We start from the raw sequence: 19,953 nt of genomic DNA, 5'->3' as shown, positions 1-19,953 counted from the left end.
CCCCGTTCACCTAGGCGATAACCTGCTCGCGTATCCTTGTGCTGGAAACCTCCGACAGGAGGATGCCTTGGTCGCCGTCTACTTGGATGCCGTTGACCGAAACAGAGAGCTCCTCATCGCGTCTCTCGACGACGACATTGCAGCAAACACCGTCGACCATGATCTCGGCTGAGTAACCAGGCCAGTCGGCTGGTATCGTCGGTCGGACGACAAGACGCTCCGCCTCCCGGCGGATGCCGAGAAAGCCCTCGACTGCGACTCGGTACAGCCATCCAGCCGAACCCGTATACCAAGTCCAACCACCGCGCCCGGCGAGATCCCCGGCGCCATAGACATCGGCTGCAACCACATAGGGTTCCACCCGATATTGCTCCGCAGCTTCCGCATCCCGTGCATGATTGATCGGGTTAAGGAGGTTGAAGCAACGCCAGGCCTCATCTGCTCGCCGGAGCCGGATCAGCGCAAGCACCACCCATGCAGCCGCATGGGTATACTGCCCCCCGTTTTCGCGCACGCCGGGCGGGTATGCCTTGATATAGCCTGGGTCTACCGCCGCTTCTGCGAACGGAGGCGTGAAGAGCCGGATGATCCCCGTCTTGTCATCGACAAGCTCCGAAAGGACAGCATCCATCGCCTGAGCAGAGCGTGAGGGATCGCCTGCCCCGGAGAGAACACTCCATGACTGGGAGAGGGAATCGATCCGGCACTCTGTGTTTTGCGCCGAGCCGAGCGGGGAACCATCATCGAAATAGCCGCGCCGATAGTAGGCCCCATCCCAGCCCGCAGTCTCCAGCGCTTCTTTCAGCCGCGCGGCATGCTCCTTCCAGAGTTCTTCACGAGTTAGGTCTCCCCGTTTCGCGGCATGGACGGCAAACGCGGTAAGCGTGCCGAGAAGGAACCATCCCAGCCAGACGCTCGAGCCCTTCCCGCCGATGCCGACGCGGTTCATTCCGTCGTTCCAGTCACCTCCCAGGATCAGCGGCAACCCATCTTCGCCGGTTCGGCTGACCGCCAGATCCAGAGCACGGGCAGCGTGCTCATAGAGGGTGGCCGCTTGCGAGCTGGTGCCAGGCTCGAAGAAGGAGTCGTGCTGTCGCTCGTCAAGGATAGGGCCCTCGATGAACGGAAGCTGCTCATCAAGGATCGTACCGTCCCCCGTTACCCGCACATATTCGTTTGCGGCATAAGCGAGCCAGACCACATCGTCGGCGATGCGGGTGCGCACGCCGGCTCCTCCCTGGGGTAGCCACCAGTGCTGCACGTCTCCTTCCGGGAACTGCCGCGATCCGGCCGCGAGGATCTGTGCCCGCGCGAGCGACGGATGCTGCGCGAGGAAAGCCAGCGTGTCCTGCAACTGATCGCGGAAGCCATATGCGCCACTGGCCTGATAGAAGGCGCTGCGCGCCGTGATGCGGCACGCGAGCGCCTGGTAAGGAAGCCAGTGGTTCACGAGCGTGTCGAAGGCCTTGTCGGGTGTCGCCACCGACAACCTGCCGGTGAGCTCCCGCCAATGACGCCTGGTCGCATCCAAGATCTGGCTGGCATCTTCGGCTCGAACCTGGCGCAGCAACGCGATCGCTTCCTCCGCTGTCTCGGCGTCCCCTAGGTAGAAGGCTATTTCCTTCTCCTCGCCGGGCGCGAGCGTGACGTCGCAGGCGACCGCCGCGCATGGATCACCGTCGATCCCAACCGAGCCATTCAAATCCTCCAGGGATGCCAGCGCAGCCGGATAGGCGATCGATCCAAAGCGACCGATGAAGTCGCGACGGCTGGCCGTGAAGCTGGAGATCTCGGCATTGGCGCCGAAGAACGCGTGACGGCGATAGGCGGTGTTGAAGCGGTTCGTCGCCAGCAGGGCGCCCGTCTCGCGATCACGGCTCGTGACGATATAGGGCATCGTCCTGGCCGAGCTGTTGCCGAGCAGCCATTCGGCATAGGCGAACACTCGCAGTTCCCGTGGGGTCGAACCCTCGTTCCGGACGCTGAGCGACGAAATCTTGACCGGATGCCGCTGGTCAACCGTCTGCGTCAGCGTGACCTTCAATCCTTCTTCGCGGGTCGAGAAGCTGGAATAGCCGAGCCCGTGACGCGCCTCGAAGATAGTGTCTCGCCGCCGTGCAAGGGCGGCAAAGGGGCTGATAACGGCCCGGCTGTCTCGGTCGAGGACGTAGAATGCCTCGCTCGGCCGGTTGACCACAGGATCATTCGTCCAAGCGGTAAGCTGGTAGTCTCGCGAGTTCTGTGACCAGGTGTAGCCACCGCCCTCGGCTGCGACATGGAAGCCGAACCGCTCGTTGGCGACGACATTGGTCCAGGGCTGCGGGGTGTTCTGGCCGCCGCGGAGGCGAACTACGTACTCGCTTCCGTCCTTGTCGAACCCGCCGAAGCCATTCCAGAAGTCCAGACCTTCACCAAGCGCCGCCCCGGATGCGGTCACCGGATCGTCAGCGGAGACCAGCGGCCGCCGGTAGGTCGCCGCATCGGCAGGTGTCGAGAATAGGGAGACTGCACGGTTGATCTGGTCGATGAGCTTGCCGTTGCGGGCATGAAGAACAATGCGCGCCGCGGATATGATTGCGTCGAAGGTCCCCTCGTCCATCAGATCCCGGCGCAGCACGAAGACGTGGTCACGCCCCGATTCTACTTGGCTCGCCCGGCGCAGACCCTCACTCATGCTCTCGAGCGCATGCTGCATTTCCTGTGCGTAGGAGGAAGCCTGCTCGTTGATGATGACGAGGTCGGCGATGACCCCGCGTGAGCGAAGGTATTCCTGGGCGCTCAGCGCCTCCTTCGCCACTGCCACGTCCATGTCGTCATTGATGCGCAGGACCAAGATCGGATGATCGCCGGATATGGCCATGGGCCAAAGAGCCGATTGTGGCTGCAGACCAGAGAGCAATGTCTCCTGGTCCGAACGGAGATGCATGTCGGGGTAGATCAGGTAGCGTGCTAGGTGCTGGAAGCTGGCGGCCTGCTGGGAGCTTACGCCCAGATGGCGCATCTGGACCTGGGTTCTCGTCCACGCCTGAACAAGTTCGTGAGCGAAGGCATCCGGATGGCGATAACGCTCGATCGCCTGATCAAGTTCGTCGCGCCTCGGTGCGGCAATCGTCCAGAAGATCATCGTGATCTTCTTCCCGGCCGGCACCCGGACCACACGCCGAAGGGACATGATCGGGTCGAGAGTGAAGCCGTCGGTCCCCGAGAGGGCAGCATCCCTGTCGAAGGCTGCGGCCTCTGCCAGGCTGCGGCCACGCCCGAGGAACTTGCGTCGGTCCGTCTCGAATTCGGTCGGCCGGGCCGAGCCGGCATTGTCGGCCGCCAGATGGGCAACCATCATGTCCGGATCGTTCGGGGTCCGCTTGTTTCGCCAAGCACGGATAACATCGCCGCGCTTGCCGATCTCGGTGCGTACGAACATTCGCGAGAACACGGGATGTGCGTTGTCGTCCTGTTCCATCGCCAGAACCGGTTCGAGATAGGATGTGATCTCGATGAAGCGATCGTCATCGCCCATGTTCAGCAATGTCACCCGCCGCCCTTCGGCGTCGTGTTCGCTGGCAACAATGCACTCCACCACGCTTGTCAGGTCGCCGACGGTTTTGTGGAACTCCACCTTGTCGTCGCCGAACATGGTCCGGGCAGTTTCACCTTCAGCGCGCCGGGGCTCGGCGGTCGTGGACCACCACTCGCCTGTCGCCGTATCGCGGAGGAAGATGAACTGGCCCCAGCGGTCCTCGGTAGGATCCGGCTTCCATCGTGAGACAACCTGTCCATTCCATCGGGAAGCGCCGGAACCGGTCGCTGTCAGCATCACCGAGTAGTGGCCGTTGGAGAGGAGAGCGATCTCGCGATCCCGGAACGCCGGGTTCTCGATCGTCCGGATTTCCGGGCGCAGCAGCTCTGCTCGACCCCTTCCGGGCGTCTCTTCGTACTTCGCGCTCATCACCGGAACGTCACGCGGGGCCTTTTCCTGCAGCAGGAGCTCCGCAGCCTCGATGACGGGATCGGCATGGAATAGCTCGCGGAGATAGCCGTTGAAGACGACGTTCGCGACCGCCGCGATCGACATGCCATGGTGGTGTGCATAGTAGTTATAGACGACGGCGCAGCGGGAACCGGCGGGCACCCGGGTCGGAGTGAAGTCTACGGCATCATGAAAGCCGTAGCGTCCGAGCGCTCCGAGCTTCTGGAGACTCTGGAGGTTGTCGATGGCGGCCAGCGGATCGTACTGGCTGGCCAAGATCGAGGCATAGGGGGCGATGACCGCGTTCTGCCCAAGCCCGCGCTTGAGGCCGAGCGTCGGAACCCCAAAGTTGGTGTACTGATAGTTCAGCAGGTGGTCGCGGGCGTTGAATGCTGCTTCCGATATGCCCCATGGCGTGCCAAGCCGCCGTCCGTGAGCGATCTGTTCCCTCACGACGAGGTTGTTGGTCTGGTTGAGGATGCCTCCTTGCCGTTCCTGCATGACGAGAGGCGGCATGAGGTATTCGAACATGGAGCCGGACCAGGAGACGAGCGCGCCCTGGGCACCGATCGGCACCACCTGACGCCCAAGCCGATACCAATGCTCATTGGGCAGGTCACCCTTGGCAATCGCGAAGAGACTTGTGAGACGGCATTCGGATGCAAGCAGGTCGTAGCAGGCCTCATCCAGTTCGTTGCCGTCGAGCCGGTAACCGATGGAGAGCAGTCGGCGATCCTTCCGGAACAGGAAGGTGAAATCCATGCTGAAGGCAATGTCTCGCGCCCTGTCAGCGAGGGCGACGAGCCGCCTGCGCAGAGGCTCGATATTGGCGTGGTCAAAGACGCTGTCGGAAATATGCGCCTCGCAGACCTCAACCAGTTCGTTCGACCAGTAGAGCAGTTCCTCGCTCAGGGAGGACTGCGTCTCGTGGTGAAGGTTTGCCGCAAGCTTTTGGATGTCGCGCGCCAGCACGGCGAGATTGATGATCCGGATCGATGCAAATTCGTGCTCGCGCTTCACGGCTGCCAGGGCATTGCCGAAGCCGTTCACCCGCTCCTCGATCCGGCGCCGCAACGGCCGGACGGTCTTTCGGTCGTCGGGTAGCGCCTTCAGCGCCAGCGACAGGATTCCCGCAACATCGCCGACGCCGTCGAGGCTGGACTGCAGGTGCGCAGAGGGTGCTTCCCCCCAGGCCTTGCAGGCCGAGGAAATCGCGATCAGGTGGCCGGCAAGATTGCCGCTATCAACTGAGGAAATGTACCTCGGTCCGAGCGGCGCAAGGCTGTCCGTATGATACCAGTTCACCAGGTGACCGCGGTATTTCTCCATCTTTCCGACGGTCTCGATCGTTCGCTCAAGCCGCTCGATGGTCTCTGCGAAGCTGATCCAGCCGAACTGGCGGGCGGATACGACGGAAAGGAGATAGACGCCGATATTGGTGGGTGAGGTCCGACGCGCAACGACCGGCTCCGGCCGCTCCTGGAAGTTGTCCGGCGGCAGGTGGTTCTCTTCAGCCGTCACGAAGATATCGAAATAACGCCAGGTCCGACGGGAAATCTGCCGAAGCTCGGTAGCGACCTCGTCGGGAACGAACAGCCGATCTTCCGTCTCGGCGGACTGGCTGACATACCAGGCCACCAGCGGAGAGGATATCCACAACATCGCGAAGGGGAGGCCGACGAGGAACGCGTTGTCACCCGGGATAGCCGCGAAGATGATGCTGAAGACAGCAATCGTCGGCGCATGCCACATCTGCTTGTAGTAGTCCAAAGGGCTGCCCTGGGCGCTGGACTGGATGCTTGCAGCAGTCTTCCATTCAAGCATCAGCTTGCGACTGACGAATAGGCGATAGAGCGACCGACCAATCGCATCCGTCATCAGGCAAGCCATGTCGGCGATGAACACGACGCGGAGCGCCACCTGTGCATTGGCAGAACGGATCTCCGACCAGACGGAGTAGAAGTGGGCACGCGGCACGATGTCCCGGCTTCTGGGCAGGAGCCCGGTGACGAGCGACAGGGTGGGCGCCACGAAGAGCAGGAAAATCAGGAATATCTGCCAGACAAGTGCGCCAAGCGGTTCGAAGAAGTACCAGCCAAGGACGGAAGCGAAGAACCAGGCGATCGGGGTCAGCGACCGGCGCAGGTTGTCGACCATCTTCCACCGGCCGAGCGCGGTGATCCCGCGGCTGGGATCGAGGATATAGGGCAACAACTGCCAGTCGCCCCGCGCCCAGCGATGCTGGCGGGACACCTCGACCTCATAACGTGTCGGGAAATCCTCGACCAGTTCCACATCGGTGACGAGCGCGCAGCGGGCGAACGATCCTTCGAGAAGATCGTGACTGAGAACCGAGTTCTCGTCGATCCGACCTTTGATCGCCTGCTCGAACGCATCGATATGATAGAGGCCCTTGCCTGTGAAAGTACCCTCTCCGGTGAGGTCCTGGTAGACATCCGAAACGGTGAAGACGTAAGGGTCCAGGCCGCGACCGACGGAAAACACCCGCTGGAAGACGGATGCGTCCTTGCCCGTCGTCAGCGACGGCGTAACCCGCGGCTGAAGGATTCCATAGCCTTCGATTACCCGACCGGTTTCCGGGTCGTGAACCGGCTGGTTGATCGGATGGTGGAGCTTGCCTGCCAGCTTGGTCACCGCATCACGCATGAGCCGTGTGTCGGAATCCAGCGTCATCACGTATTGGACGCCATCCGGAATCACATTTGCGCCCGGCAGGAAGCTCGTGTCCTTGTCTCCTCGCAGAAGCAGGTTGAGTTCATGAAGCTTCCCGCGCTTCCGCTCCCAACCCATCCATACACCTTCGCTGGGGTTGAACAGCCGGCGCCGGTGGAGAAGGTAGAAGCGCGTCCGGCCGTCGAAGGCGTATTTGCGCGCTAGGTTGGCGACTTCCCGCTTCGCGTATTCGAGGATTTCGATATCTTCGGGGGATTCCTCGACTTGGCTGTCCTTCCAGTCGCTCACCAGCGCGAAATAGATTTCGCCGCGCGGGTTCGCGAGATAATGGACCTCTAGGTTCCGGACTAGTTCATCCACCGTGTCCCGGTTCGTGAGCATGCATGGCACGGCAAGCAGTGTGCGGGCGTCCTCGGGAATACCGTCCTTGAATTCGTACCCGACGAGGCGCGCCGGCTTCACGAAATAGGTGACCAGCGTGTTGAACAGGCCCGTCGCTCCTTCCGATGCCGGCAGCGCGAACATCACGAGGAAGAGCGCAAGCAGCGGCCCCGGCATACCGGCTTCGGCGAGGAACCAGCCGACGACGATCATCGCCAGAAGCGTCAGCGCGACAACCGGAATGGCAACAGCCAGCCAATGGAGCCGCCGAACCTGGCGGATGGTGCGCTGCAGGAGCGGAGGGCTGTAACCCACTTCCGCCTCTAGCCGCCTGCGGCGGCGTCCGACGAGGAAGGCGCCTATATTTCGCTCACCTGCATCTGCACAGCTGCGCTCGGCCTCGGCTGCAAGCTCGATGGCCGCCCGTGCCACCTCGATCTCGGTCCTAGTGGAGCGACGCGCCAACTGCTCCACACGGTTGCGGTAACTGTTGCGCGAGCCGAAATCGAGAGCCTCGTAGTCGGACCTCTCACGGAAGATCCGATCCACATGCGAAACGTCTTCGAACCAGACACTCCATTCTGTGTCGTCGATCTCGCGTAGGCTCTTGATGATGTTGCCCATCGTCACGTTGCCGGAGGCAAGGCGGTTGTGCTCCGCCATCATGACCTCTTCGGCATCCGTGCCCGCCTGCTGGAGCCGCTCGTCGAGCCACGACACCGCAAAGCTGGATGTCTGGGAAGCGTTGCGAAGCCGGTAGAAGAACTGCGTCGCGAAGGTATGGTCGGCAGCAAAAGGCTCCATGTCCTTCAGGACACCGGCGCTGGCACCTTCGTCGTTCAGCCGGATGATGCGGTCTGCCAGCTCGTTCGCCCTGATCCGCATGCGCCGGGACTTGTCCACACGCACCGCGATCCGCCGGAGGTTTTCAATCAGCACGAAGCGAAGGATGGAAGGCAGCGCCCAGAGTTCACCGATTTCGAGCGGCTCCGTTTCCTGGAAGCCTTCAACGAGCGAAGCCAGCGACTCCTTCGAGACTGTGCTGTGGGTATGCGCCACATAGAGCCAGGCGAGCGCCATGACCCGCGGCATGCTGTGACCGCCGACGGTGACCCGGGGAAGCTGGCGATAGAACCTCCGCGGGAAGTCGCGACGAACCTCCTGGATCGCCTCTTCGACGATATAGTAATTGTCGATCAGCCACTCTGCCGCCGGCGTGATGGCCGCTCCCGCATCGACGTCGGCGGCGATCGTCCGGTAGATGCGAAGAATGTCCTTCTCATTGGAGCGATGGCGGCCGTAGAATTCGAAGGGCGCGAACTCCGGAAGGCGCTGCAGCCCGTCACGGCCGAATACCTGCCCCAGATCCCGCAATTCCTCGTTCTTCATGTACGCCGCACGGATCGTGTCGTTATGATCGACATGCTTGACGTCGGTATCGCGGGGGGAGGCTGACGGAGTGCTGTGAAAAGACATGGTTCTTCTGTCTACGCTTCGATCTGGAGCCGTGGGGCACATGCCTGCAGGACAAGCCGTTCATCGTCGTGCCGATCAAGGCACCCTGGTGACCAGAAAGTCTCCGAGACCGGGGAAAATAGAGGGGAGTCTGGATTTTGCAAACAGCGTCTGCCTGAGGAGGGAATCGTGCAGTTCGCGCTTAACCCGCGCAGGCTGAACGCAAGCTGAATGACGGCCACCGCGCGTGTCGGGGCTTACCTTGCGTGAGCGCCATGCTATGGGTGCCCCCGCGGCTCCGACAGGCTATCAACGTTACCACAAAGGCAAATAGAAACATGACGATCCACATCCCGAACGACATGCCGGAGCTGGTGGCAATCCGGCATCATCTCCACCAGCATCCGGAACTCGGCCTATCGGAGTATGGAACGTCAGAATACCTTGCCGGCATGTTGTCCACCCTCGGATATGAGGTGACGCGGGGGCTCGCGAAGACGGGACTGGTGGCAACGCTCCGGAACGGCACGAGCAACCGGTCGCTCGGCATTCGCGCCGACATCGATGCGCTGCCAATCATGGAGGAGACGGGGGCAGCACATGCCAGCAAGACCGATGGCCTGATGCACGCCTGCGGGCATGATGGCCATATGACCATGCTGCTGGGCGCTGCCCGGCTTCTCGCCGAGAGGCGCAATTTCGATGGAACGATCCACCTGATCTTCCAGCCGGCAGAAGAGAATTTTGGCGGCGCCCGGCTGATGATCGAGGACGGGCTGTTCGAGCGCTTTCCGTGCGATGCCATCTTTGCGCTTCACAACGATCCGGGCCTTCCATTCGGAGAAGTCCATCTGCGGGAAGGACCGATCATGGCGGCGGTCGACGAGTGCCGCATCGTCGTCAACGGCCGGGGTGGCCACGGTGCCGAGCCCCAGGAAACGGCGGACCCGATCATTGCCGGTGCAAGCATCATCATGGCGCTGCAGACCGTCGTATCACGCAACCTGCATCCGCTCGATCCCGCCGTCGTCACGGTCGGTGCCTTTCATGGCGGACAGGCGAGCAATGTCATTCCGGAACGGGCCGAAATGTTGCTAACCATCCGGTCCTTCGATCCCAAGGTCCGTGACCTGCTCGAGGCGCGCATTCGTGCGGTGGCGGAGGGACAGGCGGCAAGCTACGGCATGTCGGTCAGCATCGAATACGAGCGCGGCTACGAGCCGACCGTCAACCACGCTGCGGAGACGGAGTTCGCCCGGCAGGTGGCCAGGCGCGTGGTCGGCCCGGCGAAGGTGCACGATGTCCCGCGCCCGATGATGGGAAGCGAGGATTTTGCCTACATGCTGGCCGAAAGGCCCGGCAGCTACTTCTTCCTGGGCACGAGGCGGACGCAGAAGGACCCGCCGCTTCATCATCCGCGGTACGATTTTAATGACGACGTCCTGCCGATCGGCGCGGCCCTGTGGGTCGAGCTCGCGGAGAGTTGGCTGCCAGCGAGCAACCGAGCCTAAGCAGAGAGGGGCGGTCAACCGAACCGCTTGAAGGCCGCGTCGAAGACATCGTTGTCGATGTTGCCTCCTGAGGCGATTACGATGACCGTATCGCTAAGCGTCTCGCCATGAAACAGAGCGGCGGCGAGCGCCACGGCACCGCCGGGCTCGACCGCGATCTTCAGACGGCTGAACGCAAGCACGACTGCCTGAAGCGCCTCGTCATCGCTGACGGCGATGCCCGGTCCGGCAAGCCGCGACAGGATCGGAAAGGTGAGGCTGCCCGGTTGCGGGGTGACGATCGCGTCGCAGATGGAGCCGGTCTGGCTGGCATTCCGCTGAATGGTCCCCGCTTCCAGCGAGCGCGCGAAGTCGTCGAAGCCGAGGGGCTCACACGTCCGGACCCGAAGAGCGGGCGCCTTCGCTTCAAGCGCCAGCGCAACGCCGGACGCCAAGCCACCGCCGCCGGTGGGAACGAGTACATCTGCCGTCCCGATGCCCTCTTCCCCTGCCTGCTCGGCAATCTCCAGACCGGTCGTTCCCTGGCCGGCAATGACCAGCGGTTCGTCGAAGGGCCGGATGAGGGTGAGGCCACGTTCTTGCGAGAGCCTGGCGCCGATGGCGTCGCGATCCTCCGTTACCCGGTCGTAGAGCACGACCTCGGCACCGAAGGCCCTGGTGTTGGCGATCTTGATGCGTGGCGCATCCGACGGCATGACGATGACGCTCGGGATACCGTGAAGTTTCGCGGCAAGAGCCACGCCCTGCGCGTGATTGCCGGACGAAAATGCGATCACACCCTTTTCTCGGACCTCGGGCGACAAGGCCGAGATTGCGGACCATGCGCCCCGGAACTTGAAGGATCCGGTGTGCTGCAGGCATTCGGGCTTCACGAAGATCCGCCGTCCAGCGATCTCATCAAGGAAGGGCGAGGAAAGGAGCGGCGTGCGCCGCACCCGACCGGAAAGACGGTCGCGTGCGGCTTCGATCATCTGGATGCTTGTCATGCTGGACCCTGTTGGGGCGCCGATAGCCGGCGCCCTTGATCAGGGCAACGTATAGGCAGTTTTCACCACAGTGAAGAACTCGGCTGCGTACTTCCCCTGCTCGCGCGGACCGAAGGAAGATGCCTTGCGACCGCCGAACGGCACATGGAAATCGACGCCTGCTGTCGGAAGGTTGACCATGACCATGCCGGCCTCGGAGTTGCGCTTGAAATGCGTCGCATACTTGAGGCTGGTGGTGGCGATGCCCGCCGACAGGCCGAAGGGCGTATCGTTGGCAACAGCGAGAGCCTCGTCGTAATCCTTCACCCGGATGACGCTCGCGACCGGGCCGAAGATCTCCTCGCGGGAGATGCGCATCTGGTTGGTCGCTTCGGTAAAGAGCGTCGGCTGCAGGTAGAAGCCGGGGGTTTCGCGCTCGATGCGCTCGCCGCCGAACGCCAGCTTGGCGCCTTCCTTCTTGCCGATCTCGATATAGTCCATGTCCTGCTGGAGCTGCTTCTCGTCCACGACCGGACCGATATGCGTTCCCTGCTTGAGGGCATTGTCGACGTTGAGCGTCTTCAGCTTGTCCGTCAGCGCCGCCACGAACCTGTCGTGGATCCCTTCGGTCACGATGATGCGTGACGAAGCTGTGCAGCGCTGGCCGGTGGAGAAGAAGCCGGAATTGGCTGCCGCTTCGACGGCGACGTTGAGATCGGCATCGTCCAGAACCACCATAGGGTTCTTGCCGCCCATTTCCAGCTGGAACTTGCGATTATGCTCGATGGAAGCGAGCGCCACGCGCTTGCCCGTTCCGGTCGAGCCTGTGAACGTGATGCCGGCGAGATCCGGGCTGTCCAGCATGGCCTGGCCGACGACGGAGCCGCGGCCCATGACCAGGTTCAGCACACCCTTCGGCAGGCCGGCGCGGTGCAGAATGTCGACGATCGCCCAAGCGCAGCCCGGCACCAGGTCGGCAGGCTTGAAGACGACGGTATTGCCGTAGCAGAGCGCCGGCGCGATCTTCCAGGCCGGGATGGCAATCGGGAAGTTCCACGGGGTGATGATGCCGATCACGCCCAGCGGCTCGCGGGTGATTTCCACTCCGATTCCAGGACGTGCGGACGGTACGACCTCACCCGTCAGCCGCAGCGCTTCGCCGGCGAAGAAATCGAAGATCTGCGCGGCACGGATTGTTTCGCCGATCGCCTCCGGCAGCGTCTTGCCTTCTTCGCGCGCCAGGAGCGTGCCGAGCTCCTCCTTGCGCGCCAGGATTTCGTCCGCGGTCTTCTTCAGGATCGCGTGGCGCTCGAGTATCCCGGACTGCGACCACTTGGGGAAGGCTGCCTTGGCAGCAGCGATCGCCTGACGGGCATCTTCGGCCGAACCCTGAGCATACGAACCGACGACATCGTTGGTGTCGGAGGGACTGATGTTCCTGGAGGCGTCGCTGCCCACCCATTCGCCGGCAATGAGGTTCTGGTAGATGGTCATGGGTGCACGCTCCTTGTGTCTTCGGTCGGGGCCTGACTTACGACGTCGAGCTGTCGCGTTCAATAGTATGATTAATTTTCCGGAGGTTCATCCGCCGCCCCTTCCGCGCTCGGCAGCCGTACACGGGCCTTTATCGGCAGATGATCCGATGCCAGACGGGCAAGCGGCGTATCATGAGCGGCAACGGGACCGAGTATCTCGGGGCGGTTGGCCATGATCCGGTCGAGCGCGAGCACGGGAAGGCGGGACGGGAAGCTGGGCACGGCCGGCGGCAGGCCGAAAACGGATGTCAGCGTGTTGAGCGAAGAGCGGTCGCCGAGACGCCACTCGTTCAGATCGCCCATCAGTACAGTCGGCTGGTCGTCACGGGACCGGAGGAGATCGATGATCATGCGGGTCTGCTGGTGGCGGGACCGGTGAAGGAGACCAAGATGCGCGGCGATAACGCGCAGGCTGCTCCCGTCCTTCAGATCCAGCTCGGTCATCAGCGCACCGCGAGGTTCGAGCCCCGGCAGCTTCACCTGGTGTACGTCGCGGATCAATCCCTCTCGAAACAGGATCACATTGCCGTGCCAGCCATGCGCCTTGGAGCGTCCGCCAAGCGGCACCGGCAACAGCCCCGTTTCTCGCTCGAGCCAGTCGAGATCTAGGAGACCGCGACGCTCCCCGAACCGGGTATCGGCTTCCTGCAGCGCAAGCACGTCCGCGGCGATCTCGCGGATCACTTCCTTGGTGCGGTAGGGATCGAACCTGCCGTCGACACCGACGCACTTGTGGACATTGTAGGAAGCAATCAGCAGCCCCTCGCCTGCATCCTCGCCGGACGCGCCGCCTGCAGCCTTCCCCCGTCGCCGGTGCTCCCGGATAGAGGCGAGAATATTGGCCGAAAGTCGTTCTCGTTGCGTCCTCATGGTTCTCCAGCAAGCGCATTCATTGATCCGCTCAGTTACAGATAGGGTGACCCGAGCCAGAGCATCCTATCGAGCAGCCGCGCCGGGAATGGCCGGTTCCTCAAGCCGTCCAGTGTAACCTGGGTTGCAGTGGAAATGGCGAGATCAATCCTTCGTTCCAGCTCCTGCGCGAAAGAACTGTCCATCACCTCGAGGTCGACCTCGAAGTTGAGGCGCAGCGAGCGTGGGTCGAGGTTCGAAGAACCGACGAAAGCCCAGCACCCGTCGATCGCCATCAGCTTGGAATGATTGAACGCGCCCGGCGCCCGCCAGATCCGGCAATAGTTCTTCAACAACTGATCGAACTGGCCGGTCATCGCCCGATCGACGAGCGTCAGGTTGTTTGCCTGCGGCACCACCACGTCGACCTCAACCCCGCGCCTCGCAGCCGTGACCAGAGCAGTGATCAGTTCCCGGTCCGGCAGGAAATACGGGGACGCGATGCGTATCGACCGGCCTGCGACGGAGAACGCGCCCATCAGCATCTTGTGGTTGGTTTCGACACTGCGATCGGGACCAGAGGCGACCGCACGGATCGCCACGGGCTGGCCCGGCTCGCTCGTCGGCGAGATGATCTGCCATGGTTCGCCGTGGAGATCCTCGCCGGAACTGAAACGCCAGTCGGAGGCGGCAATGGCAAAGAGATCCGCAACGACCGGCCCCGTGATCCTGAAATGCGTATCAACCGCGCAATCCGCCCCGAAAAGTTCGCCGGAGAACGCTTCGCGAATGTTGACGCCCCCGGTGAATGCCACGCAGCCGTCGACGACCAGTATCTTCCGGTGGGTCCGCAGATTGGCATAGGGCAATCGCAGGCCCATGATGACATTGCCGTTGAAAACGTCGACCGTCACGCCACCATCGCGCAGCATCCCCAGCACGCTTGGTACCGAGTAGCGAGCGCCGACCGCATCGATCAACACCCGCACCGCCACTCCCCGTCCGACTGCGGCCGTGAGGGCCTCGACGAAACGGCGCCCCACCCGGTCGCGATCGAAGATGTAGGTTTCGAGTAGGATCGACCGCTGCGCCTCGCCGATTGCCGTCAGCATCGCGCGGTAGGCATCATCGCCGGTAACATGCGTCTCGATCGAGTTGCCGGTGGTGATGTCATGTTCGGTCACCCGGTCGCCCAGGATCTTCATTGCGGCGAAGCGCTCGCCGAACCGTTCGGCAATCATTTCTCCGGTCGCGTCATAGGCCTCGAAATGATCCCGGGCGTGGCCCAGGAGCAAACGCCGGTCGCTGATCGCGCTGCGGCGGATGCGGTTGATTCCCGCAATAAAATAGAGGACCGCCCCGACGATCGGCGAAAGGATGATGATGCCGACCCACCCGATTGCCGACCGCACCTCTTCCTTCGTCATAGCCGCGTGGATGGCAGCCGTCGCCCCAAGCACAAGCGAGAGCAGGAAGAGGATGTGGGGCCAGTACGGCTCAATGGCGGTCAGCATGATGCGAAGATATAGGCAGCTCTTCGCCCCCCGCAATCAGCGACCGCGCGATGCCGGTTACGGCTTTTATCAATCAGCGCCGATCTCCTTCGCGAATGCATCCAGGGAGGCTTCAAAGGTATCGAAGATGGTGTTGATTTGCTGCTCGTCGACGATCAATGGCGGGCAGAGCGCGATACTGTCCCCGATCGCCCGGCCGATCACGCCCTTGTCCAGCATGAGGGCCGCGAACTTCGGGCCCAACTGCCCGGCCGCAAAACCGTCCCTTGAATGGAGCTCCAGTGCACCGATCAGCCCGACGCCCCGCGCCTCCACCGCAAGCGGATGGGCTTCCATTGCCTTCAGGCGCTTCATGAACAGCGGGCTGAGTTCTCGCACATTGCCGACCAGGTCGCGCTCCTCGATGATTGCGAGGTTCTCCAGCGCGACGGCGGCTGCGACCGGATGGCCGCTCGCGGTGAAGCCATGCCCGAATGTTCCGATCTTCGCCGACTCGTCAGCCAGCGGCGCATAGACCCGTTCGTTGATGAGCAAGGCAGAGATGGGCTGGTAGGACGAAGACAGCTGTTTCGATACGGTGATGATGTCGGGCTGCAAGCCGAAGGTCGTGGTGCCAAACATTTCGCCGGTCCGCCCGAAGCCGCAGATCACCTCGTCGGCGATCAGCAGGATGTCGTACTTGCGGAGGACCACCTGTATGGCATCCCAATATCCTGGAGGCGGCACGATGACGCCGCCGGCGCCCATGACCGGTTCGCCGATGAAAGCGGCCACGGTCTCGGGGCCTTCCTTGAGGATCAGGTCCTCCAGATCTCCAGCGCATCGCGCGACGAATTCCTCTTCCGTCTCTCCCTCCTGCGCGAAGACGCGATAATGCGGGCAGGTCGTGTGCAGAATATTGGAGAGCGGCAGATCGAAGGACCGATGATTGTTGGGAAGGCCGGTCAGGCTGGCGCTGGCGATCGTGACCCCGTGATAGCCCTTGACCCGGGAAATGATCTTCTTCTTCTCCGGCTTGCCAAGGGCATTCGACCGGTACCAGACCATCTTCATGGCCGTGTCGTTGGCTTCCGAGCCGGAATTGGTGAAGTACACCTTCGACATCGGAACCGGGGCCATCTGGATCAGCTTTTCCGCAAGGTCGACGGATGGTCCATGGGTGCGACCCGTGAAGGTGTGATAATAGGGCAGGATCGACATCTGCCGCACGGCGGCGTTAACCAACCGCTGCTCCCCGAAGCCCACGGCGACGCTCCAGAGCCCGGACATCGCCTCGATGTAGCGCTTGCCGCTGTTGTCGTAGACATAGACGCCTTCGCCCCTGTCGATGACGAGCGCGCCATCACGCTCCAGAGCCCGTGCATTGGTATAGGAATGCAACTGGTAGGCCTGGTCGCGGGCTTCCACGGAATTGGGCTGAACGGTCACGATCGTCTCCTTGGCGAAATCACGCCCCACTCATATCGCCAAGCCGGACTCGCGTCAGCAGCGAAAACGGCACATGATGTCTCAGATCTACCTGGCAGTCATGGCGGCAACGGGCGGCGCTGCGCCGTCCGGTATCGGGCTGACATAAGCCTGGCCCTTGCGACGGCGGCGAAGGTCGGCCCAGGCGGCGTCGCGCAGATCGGCATTCTCCAGCGCGGCAAGGCCGGTCGCCGCCATGACCTTCGCGGTCGCAACCATGCCCTTGTGCGCCAGGGCGCTCTGACCTTGGGCGACGACCTGCCAGGTATGAAGCTGGGTCCCGACCGCCAGAGTGGGACCGTAGGCCTGAACGGTCGGGACGACCCAGCTGACGTCGCCCACATCCGTGGATCCCCCCATCTGCCGGATCTCGTTGTGCGGGGGCAGGATGAAGTCGGCGAGCGGGATATCGCGCGGGTCGAGCCGCTCCTGGCTCCAGCTCGCGGCGATGTCCTCAGGCGTCAATGTCGTCCGGATCTTCTCGGCGAACGCAATGTCGTCGCTGTCGAATGTGGGCGGTCCGAGGCTTTCCCAGATGCCCTGCATCGCGTCCATCAACGGCGTGTTGACGATGATGTTCGAGACGCCGGCGAGGATGGTGCTTTCCATCCGCGTCTCGGTCATCAGCGCGGCCCCTTCTGCAACCTTTTTGACCCGCTCTATCAAGGTCAGGAGCCCGCCGAGCTCCGTTGCCCGCACCACATAGCGAGCCTTTGCATAAGCCTGGACGACGTTGGGCGAGATGCCGCCAGCATCGAGGATCGCGTAATGGATGCGATAGTCGGACGGCATGTGCTCGCGCATGTAGTTGACGCCGACATTCATGAGTTCCACCGCATCCAGCGCACTGCGACCGAGCTCCGGCACGGCGGCGGCATGTGCCGCGCGGCCAAAGAATTCGAAATCGATCCTGCAGTTGGCCAGCGATGTCTCCCGCTGCACGCCCGCGAAATTGCTGGGATGCCAGCTGATGGCGACATCCACGTCCTCGAAAGCACCCGATCTGACCATGAAGGCCTTGGCGGCTCCACCTTCCTCGGCCGGGCAACCGTAGTAGCGAACGCGGCCCGGGGTCCCGGTCTGTTGCAGCCAGTCCTTCAGCGCCGTGGCCGCGAGAAGGGAAGCTGATCCGAGTAGGTTGTGGCCGCAGCCATGGCCGTTGCCACCGGTCACAATCGGGTCGTGCAAGGTGAGGCCTGCCTTCTGGCTGAGGCCCGCCAGTGCATCATATTCGCCGAGGAAAGCGATGACCGGGCCGCCTTCGCCGGCTTCGCCGATCAACGCTGTCGGAATGCCGGCAACATTCTCCCTGATCCGGAAGCCCTGCTTCTCGAGCATGTCGCGATGAGCGGCAGCCGACTCCGTCTCCATGTAGCAGGTCTCCGGCGTCGTCCACACGCGATCGCTGAGGTCGATGAAGGACTGCCTTTTCTGATCCACCATGTCCCAGATGACCGGATAATTCGGCGTGATGTAGTTCATTCGGCTTCGCCCCTGCTGCAGTGCCCGACGGGTGCGGACGGTACCGGTATTCCGGGACGGCCGCAAATGCAGCGGCCGAAGATGCCCGCTATTCACATCGAATTGCTCCAAGCTCAAAGCATCTCGACAAGCACGAGGTATTCGCTATGCTCCCGCGCCACAGTCCGGCCGCAATTTTCCAAGGATGCCACAAATGGTGGCAAAACGTGTCTAATTGCGGAGCATTCGAGGCAGATTGTTCTTCGAAGTCCGGACGGGGCGCCCGGGAAACAGATTCGCGGGCGCGACAGGCAGGAGCGTAGGCCGGTCATCCGGCTGCGAGCCAAAAGGGGTAAAGCTTGATCGTCGACCGGGTTGGGAATCCGGGTCGGCAGGAGGTGAAGCAAAAAAGACTGACAGGATGCGAAAAGCGCATCGACACCACGTCTCAATCGGATCCGGCGCCTTGCCGGCCACAAGAACTGGGAGAATACCCGTGAAACACAAGATCACACTTGCTGCAGCACTGCTTTCGGCGACCTTCTTCGCCAGCGCCGCCAGCGCAAAGACCTTCGTATACTGCTCCGAAGGCTCGCCGGAAGGCTTCGACCCGGGCATGTACACCGCCGGCACGACCTTCGATGCCTCGGCTCATCCGATCTACAGCCGCCTGATGGAATTCAAGCCCGGCACGACCGAGGCTGAACCCGGTCTCGCCGAAAGCTACGAAGTCAGCGAAGACGGCACGGTCTACACGTTCAAGCTGCGTCCGGGCGTCAAGTTCCACACGACCGAATTCTTTACGCCGAGCCGCGAGTTCAATGCGGACGACGTCATCTTCTCGCTTGAGCGCCAGCTCAAGGCGGACCATCCGTGGAACCAGTACGTCGCTGGCACCTCCTGGGAATATGCCGCCGGCATGGGCTTCCCGGAACTGATCAAGTCGATCGAGAAGGTTGACGACCTGACCGTCAAGATCACGCTCAACCGTCCGGAAGCACCGTTCCTCGCAAACCTGGCAATGCCGTTCGCGTCGATCGCGTCCAAGGAATATGCCGACAAGCTGGAAGCCGAAGGCAAGAAGGAACAGCTGAACCAGATGCCCGTCGGCACCGGCCCGTTCTCCTTCGTCGGCTACCAGCAGGATGCGGTCATCCGCTACAAGAAGAACGCCGACTACTGGGGTGGCGCACCGAAGATCGACGACCTCGTCTTCGCAATCACCACCGATGCCGCAGTTCGCTACCAGAAGGTGAAGGCCGGCGAATGCCACCTGATGCCGTTCCCGAACGCAGCCGACGTGGAGTCGATGAAGGCTGACGAGAACCTCACCGTTCTCGAACAGGAAGGCCTGAACGTTGCCTACCTCGCCTACAACACGACCCAGGCTCCGTTCGACAAGGTCGAAGTACGCAAGGCACTCAACAAGGCGATCAACAAGGAAGCGATCGTCGATGCCGTCTTCCAGGGCATGGCGACCCCCGCCAAGAATCCCATCCCGCCGACCATGTGGTCCTATAACGACGCAATCGAAGATGACACCTACGACATCGAAGCCGCCAAGAAGATGCTTCAGGATGCAGGTGTAGAAAACCTCTCCATGAAGATCTGGGCAATGCCGGTATCGCGTCCGTACATGCTGAATGCACGGCGCGCCGCCGAAATCATCCAGGACGACTTCGCCAAGATCGGCGTCAACGTCGAGATCGTTTCCTACGAGTGGGCCGAGTATCTCGACCGGTCCAAGGCGAAGGATCGTGACGGCGCCGTCATGCTCGGCTGGACCGGCGACAATGGCGACCCGGACAACTTCCTCGACACCCTGCTCGGCTGCAATGCCGTCGGCGGCAACAACCGTGCCCAGTGGTGCAACGAGGAGTTCGACGCGCTGGTGAAGAAGGCCAAGGTCACCTCCGACCAGGCTGAGCGGACGAAGCTCTACGAAGAGGCTCAGGTCGTCTTCAAGCGTGAGGCTCCGTGGGCGACCATCGACCATTCGCTGTCGATCGTTCCGATGCGCAAGGAAGTCTCCGGCTTCGTACAGAGCCCGCTCGGCGATTTCACCTTCGAAAACGTCGATATCGCCGAGTAATCGCGCGTAATTGATGAATCTGCCGCGGGATGCGTTGCGTTTCCCGCGGCATTTGCTTTATG

The 19,953-nt window shown here is 62.3% G+C and carries 9 protein-coding genes; 2 read left to right on the top strand and 7 right to left on the bottom strand.

Annotated elements, in window-relative coordinates; all coding sequences use genetic code 11:
- Positions 1-10: 10 nt before the first annotated feature.
- Positions 11-8,518, bottom strand: coding sequence for a GH36-type glycosyl hydrolase domain-containing protein (locus ACEPP2_RS08250; RefSeq protein ID WP_395516294.1), 8,508 nt, complete (start codon positions 8,516-8,518; stop codon positions 11-13).
- A gap of 317 nt (positions 8,519-8,835) precedes the next feature.
- On the opposite strand from ACEPP2_RS08250, the gene ACEPP2_RS08245 reads away from it, so the two are divergent.
- Positions 8,836-10,008, top strand: coding sequence for a M20 aminoacylase family protein (locus tag ACEPP2_RS08245; RefSeq protein WP_395516293.1), 1,173 nt, complete (start codon positions 8,836-8,838; stop codon positions 10,006-10,008).
- Between the two features lie 14 nt (positions 10,009-10,022).
- Here ACEPP2_RS08245 and ACEPP2_RS08240 read toward each other — a convergent pair whose 3' ends face one another.
- The 6 genes from ACEPP2_RS08240 to ACEPP2_RS08215 all read right to left on the bottom strand — a co-directional run bounded on the left by ACEPP2_RS08240 (position 10,023) and on the right by ACEPP2_RS08215 (position 17,820).
- Positions 10,023-10,994 carry a threonine ammonia-lyase gene (locus ACEPP2_RS08240; RefSeq protein WP_395516292.1) on the bottom strand — a complete coding sequence of 324 codons (972 nt, stop codon included), beginning with the start codon at positions 10,992-10,994 and terminating at the stop codon, positions 10,023-10,025.
- A gap of 39 nt (positions 10,995-11,033) precedes the next feature.
- Positions 11,034-12,467, bottom strand: coding sequence for an aldehyde dehydrogenase family protein (locus ACEPP2_RS08235; protein WP_395516291.1), 1,434 nt, complete (start codon positions 12,465-12,467; stop codon positions 11,034-11,036).
- Between the two features lie 71 nt (positions 12,468-12,538).
- Positions 12,539-13,378: an endonuclease/exonuclease/phosphatase family protein gene (locus ACEPP2_RS08230; RefSeq protein ID WP_395516290.1), complete on the bottom strand. Its 840-nt coding sequence runs from the start codon at positions 13,376-13,378 to the stop codon at positions 12,539-12,541.
- A 35-nt stretch (positions 13,379-13,413) separates the two neighbouring features.
- Complete coding sequence (locus tag ACEPP2_RS08225; protein ID WP_395516289.1) at positions 13,414-14,871, bottom strand: phospholipase D-like domain-containing protein; 1,458 nt, start codon at positions 14,869-14,871, stop codon at positions 13,414-13,416.
- A gap of 69 nt (positions 14,872-14,940) precedes the next feature.
- Complete coding sequence (locus ACEPP2_RS08220; RefSeq protein ID WP_395516288.1) at positions 14,941-16,299, bottom strand: aspartate aminotransferase family protein; 1,359 nt, start codon at positions 16,297-16,299, stop codon at positions 14,941-14,943.
- Between the two features lie 87 nt (positions 16,300-16,386).
- Positions 16,387-17,820: an amidohydrolase gene (locus ACEPP2_RS08215; RefSeq protein ID WP_395516287.1), complete on the bottom strand. Its 1,434-nt coding sequence runs from the start codon at positions 17,818-17,820 to the stop codon at positions 16,387-16,389.
- Positions 17,821-18,295: 475 nt separating this feature from the next.
- On the opposite strand from ACEPP2_RS08215, the gene ACEPP2_RS08210 reads away from it, so the two are divergent.
- Positions 18,296-19,891, top strand: coding sequence for an ABC transporter substrate-binding protein (locus tag ACEPP2_RS08210; RefSeq protein ID WP_152341695.1), 1,596 nt, complete (start codon positions 18,296-18,298; stop codon positions 19,889-19,891).
- Positions 19,892-19,953: the final 62 nt, after the last annotated feature.

It is taken from the genome of Pseudorhizobium flavum (genome assembly GCF_044142885.1).
In the GTDB taxonomy this organism is placed as follows: domain Bacteria; phylum Pseudomonadota; class Alphaproteobacteria; order Rhizobiales; family Rhizobiaceae; genus Neorhizobium; species Neorhizobium flavum.
Note: the sequence above shows the minus strand (reverse complement) of the source record. Positions and strands in the feature narration are given on the sequence as shown.

Bases quoted from the DNA above. Each gene is read 5' to 3' on its own strand.
- ACEPP2_RS08225 (WP_395516289.1), bottom strand. From the start codon at position 14,871: ATGCTGACCGCCATTGAGCCGTACTGGCCCCACATCCTCTTCCTGCTC.
- ACEPP2_RS08245 (WP_395516293.1), top strand. From the start codon at position 8,836: ATGACGATCCACATCCCGAACGACATGCCGGAGCTGGTGGCAATCCGG.
- ACEPP2_RS08240 (WP_395516292.1), bottom strand. From the start codon at position 10,994: ATGACAAGCATCCAGATGATCGAAGCCGCACGCGACCGTCTTTCCGGT.
- ACEPP2_RS08250 (WP_395516294.1), bottom strand. From the start codon at position 8,518: ATGTCTTTTCACAGCACTCCGTCAGCCTCCCCCCGCGATACCGACGTC.
- ACEPP2_RS08230 (WP_395516290.1), bottom strand. From the start codon at position 13,378: ATGAGGACGCAACGAGAACGACTTTCGGCCAATATTCTCGCCTCTATC.
- ACEPP2_RS08215 (WP_395516287.1), bottom strand. From the start codon at position 17,820: ATGAACTACATCACGCCGAATTATCCGGTCATCTGGGACATGGTGGAT.
- ACEPP2_RS08235 (WP_395516291.1), bottom strand. From the start codon at position 12,467: ATGACCATCTACCAGAACCTCATTGCCGGCGAATGGGTGGGCAGCGAC.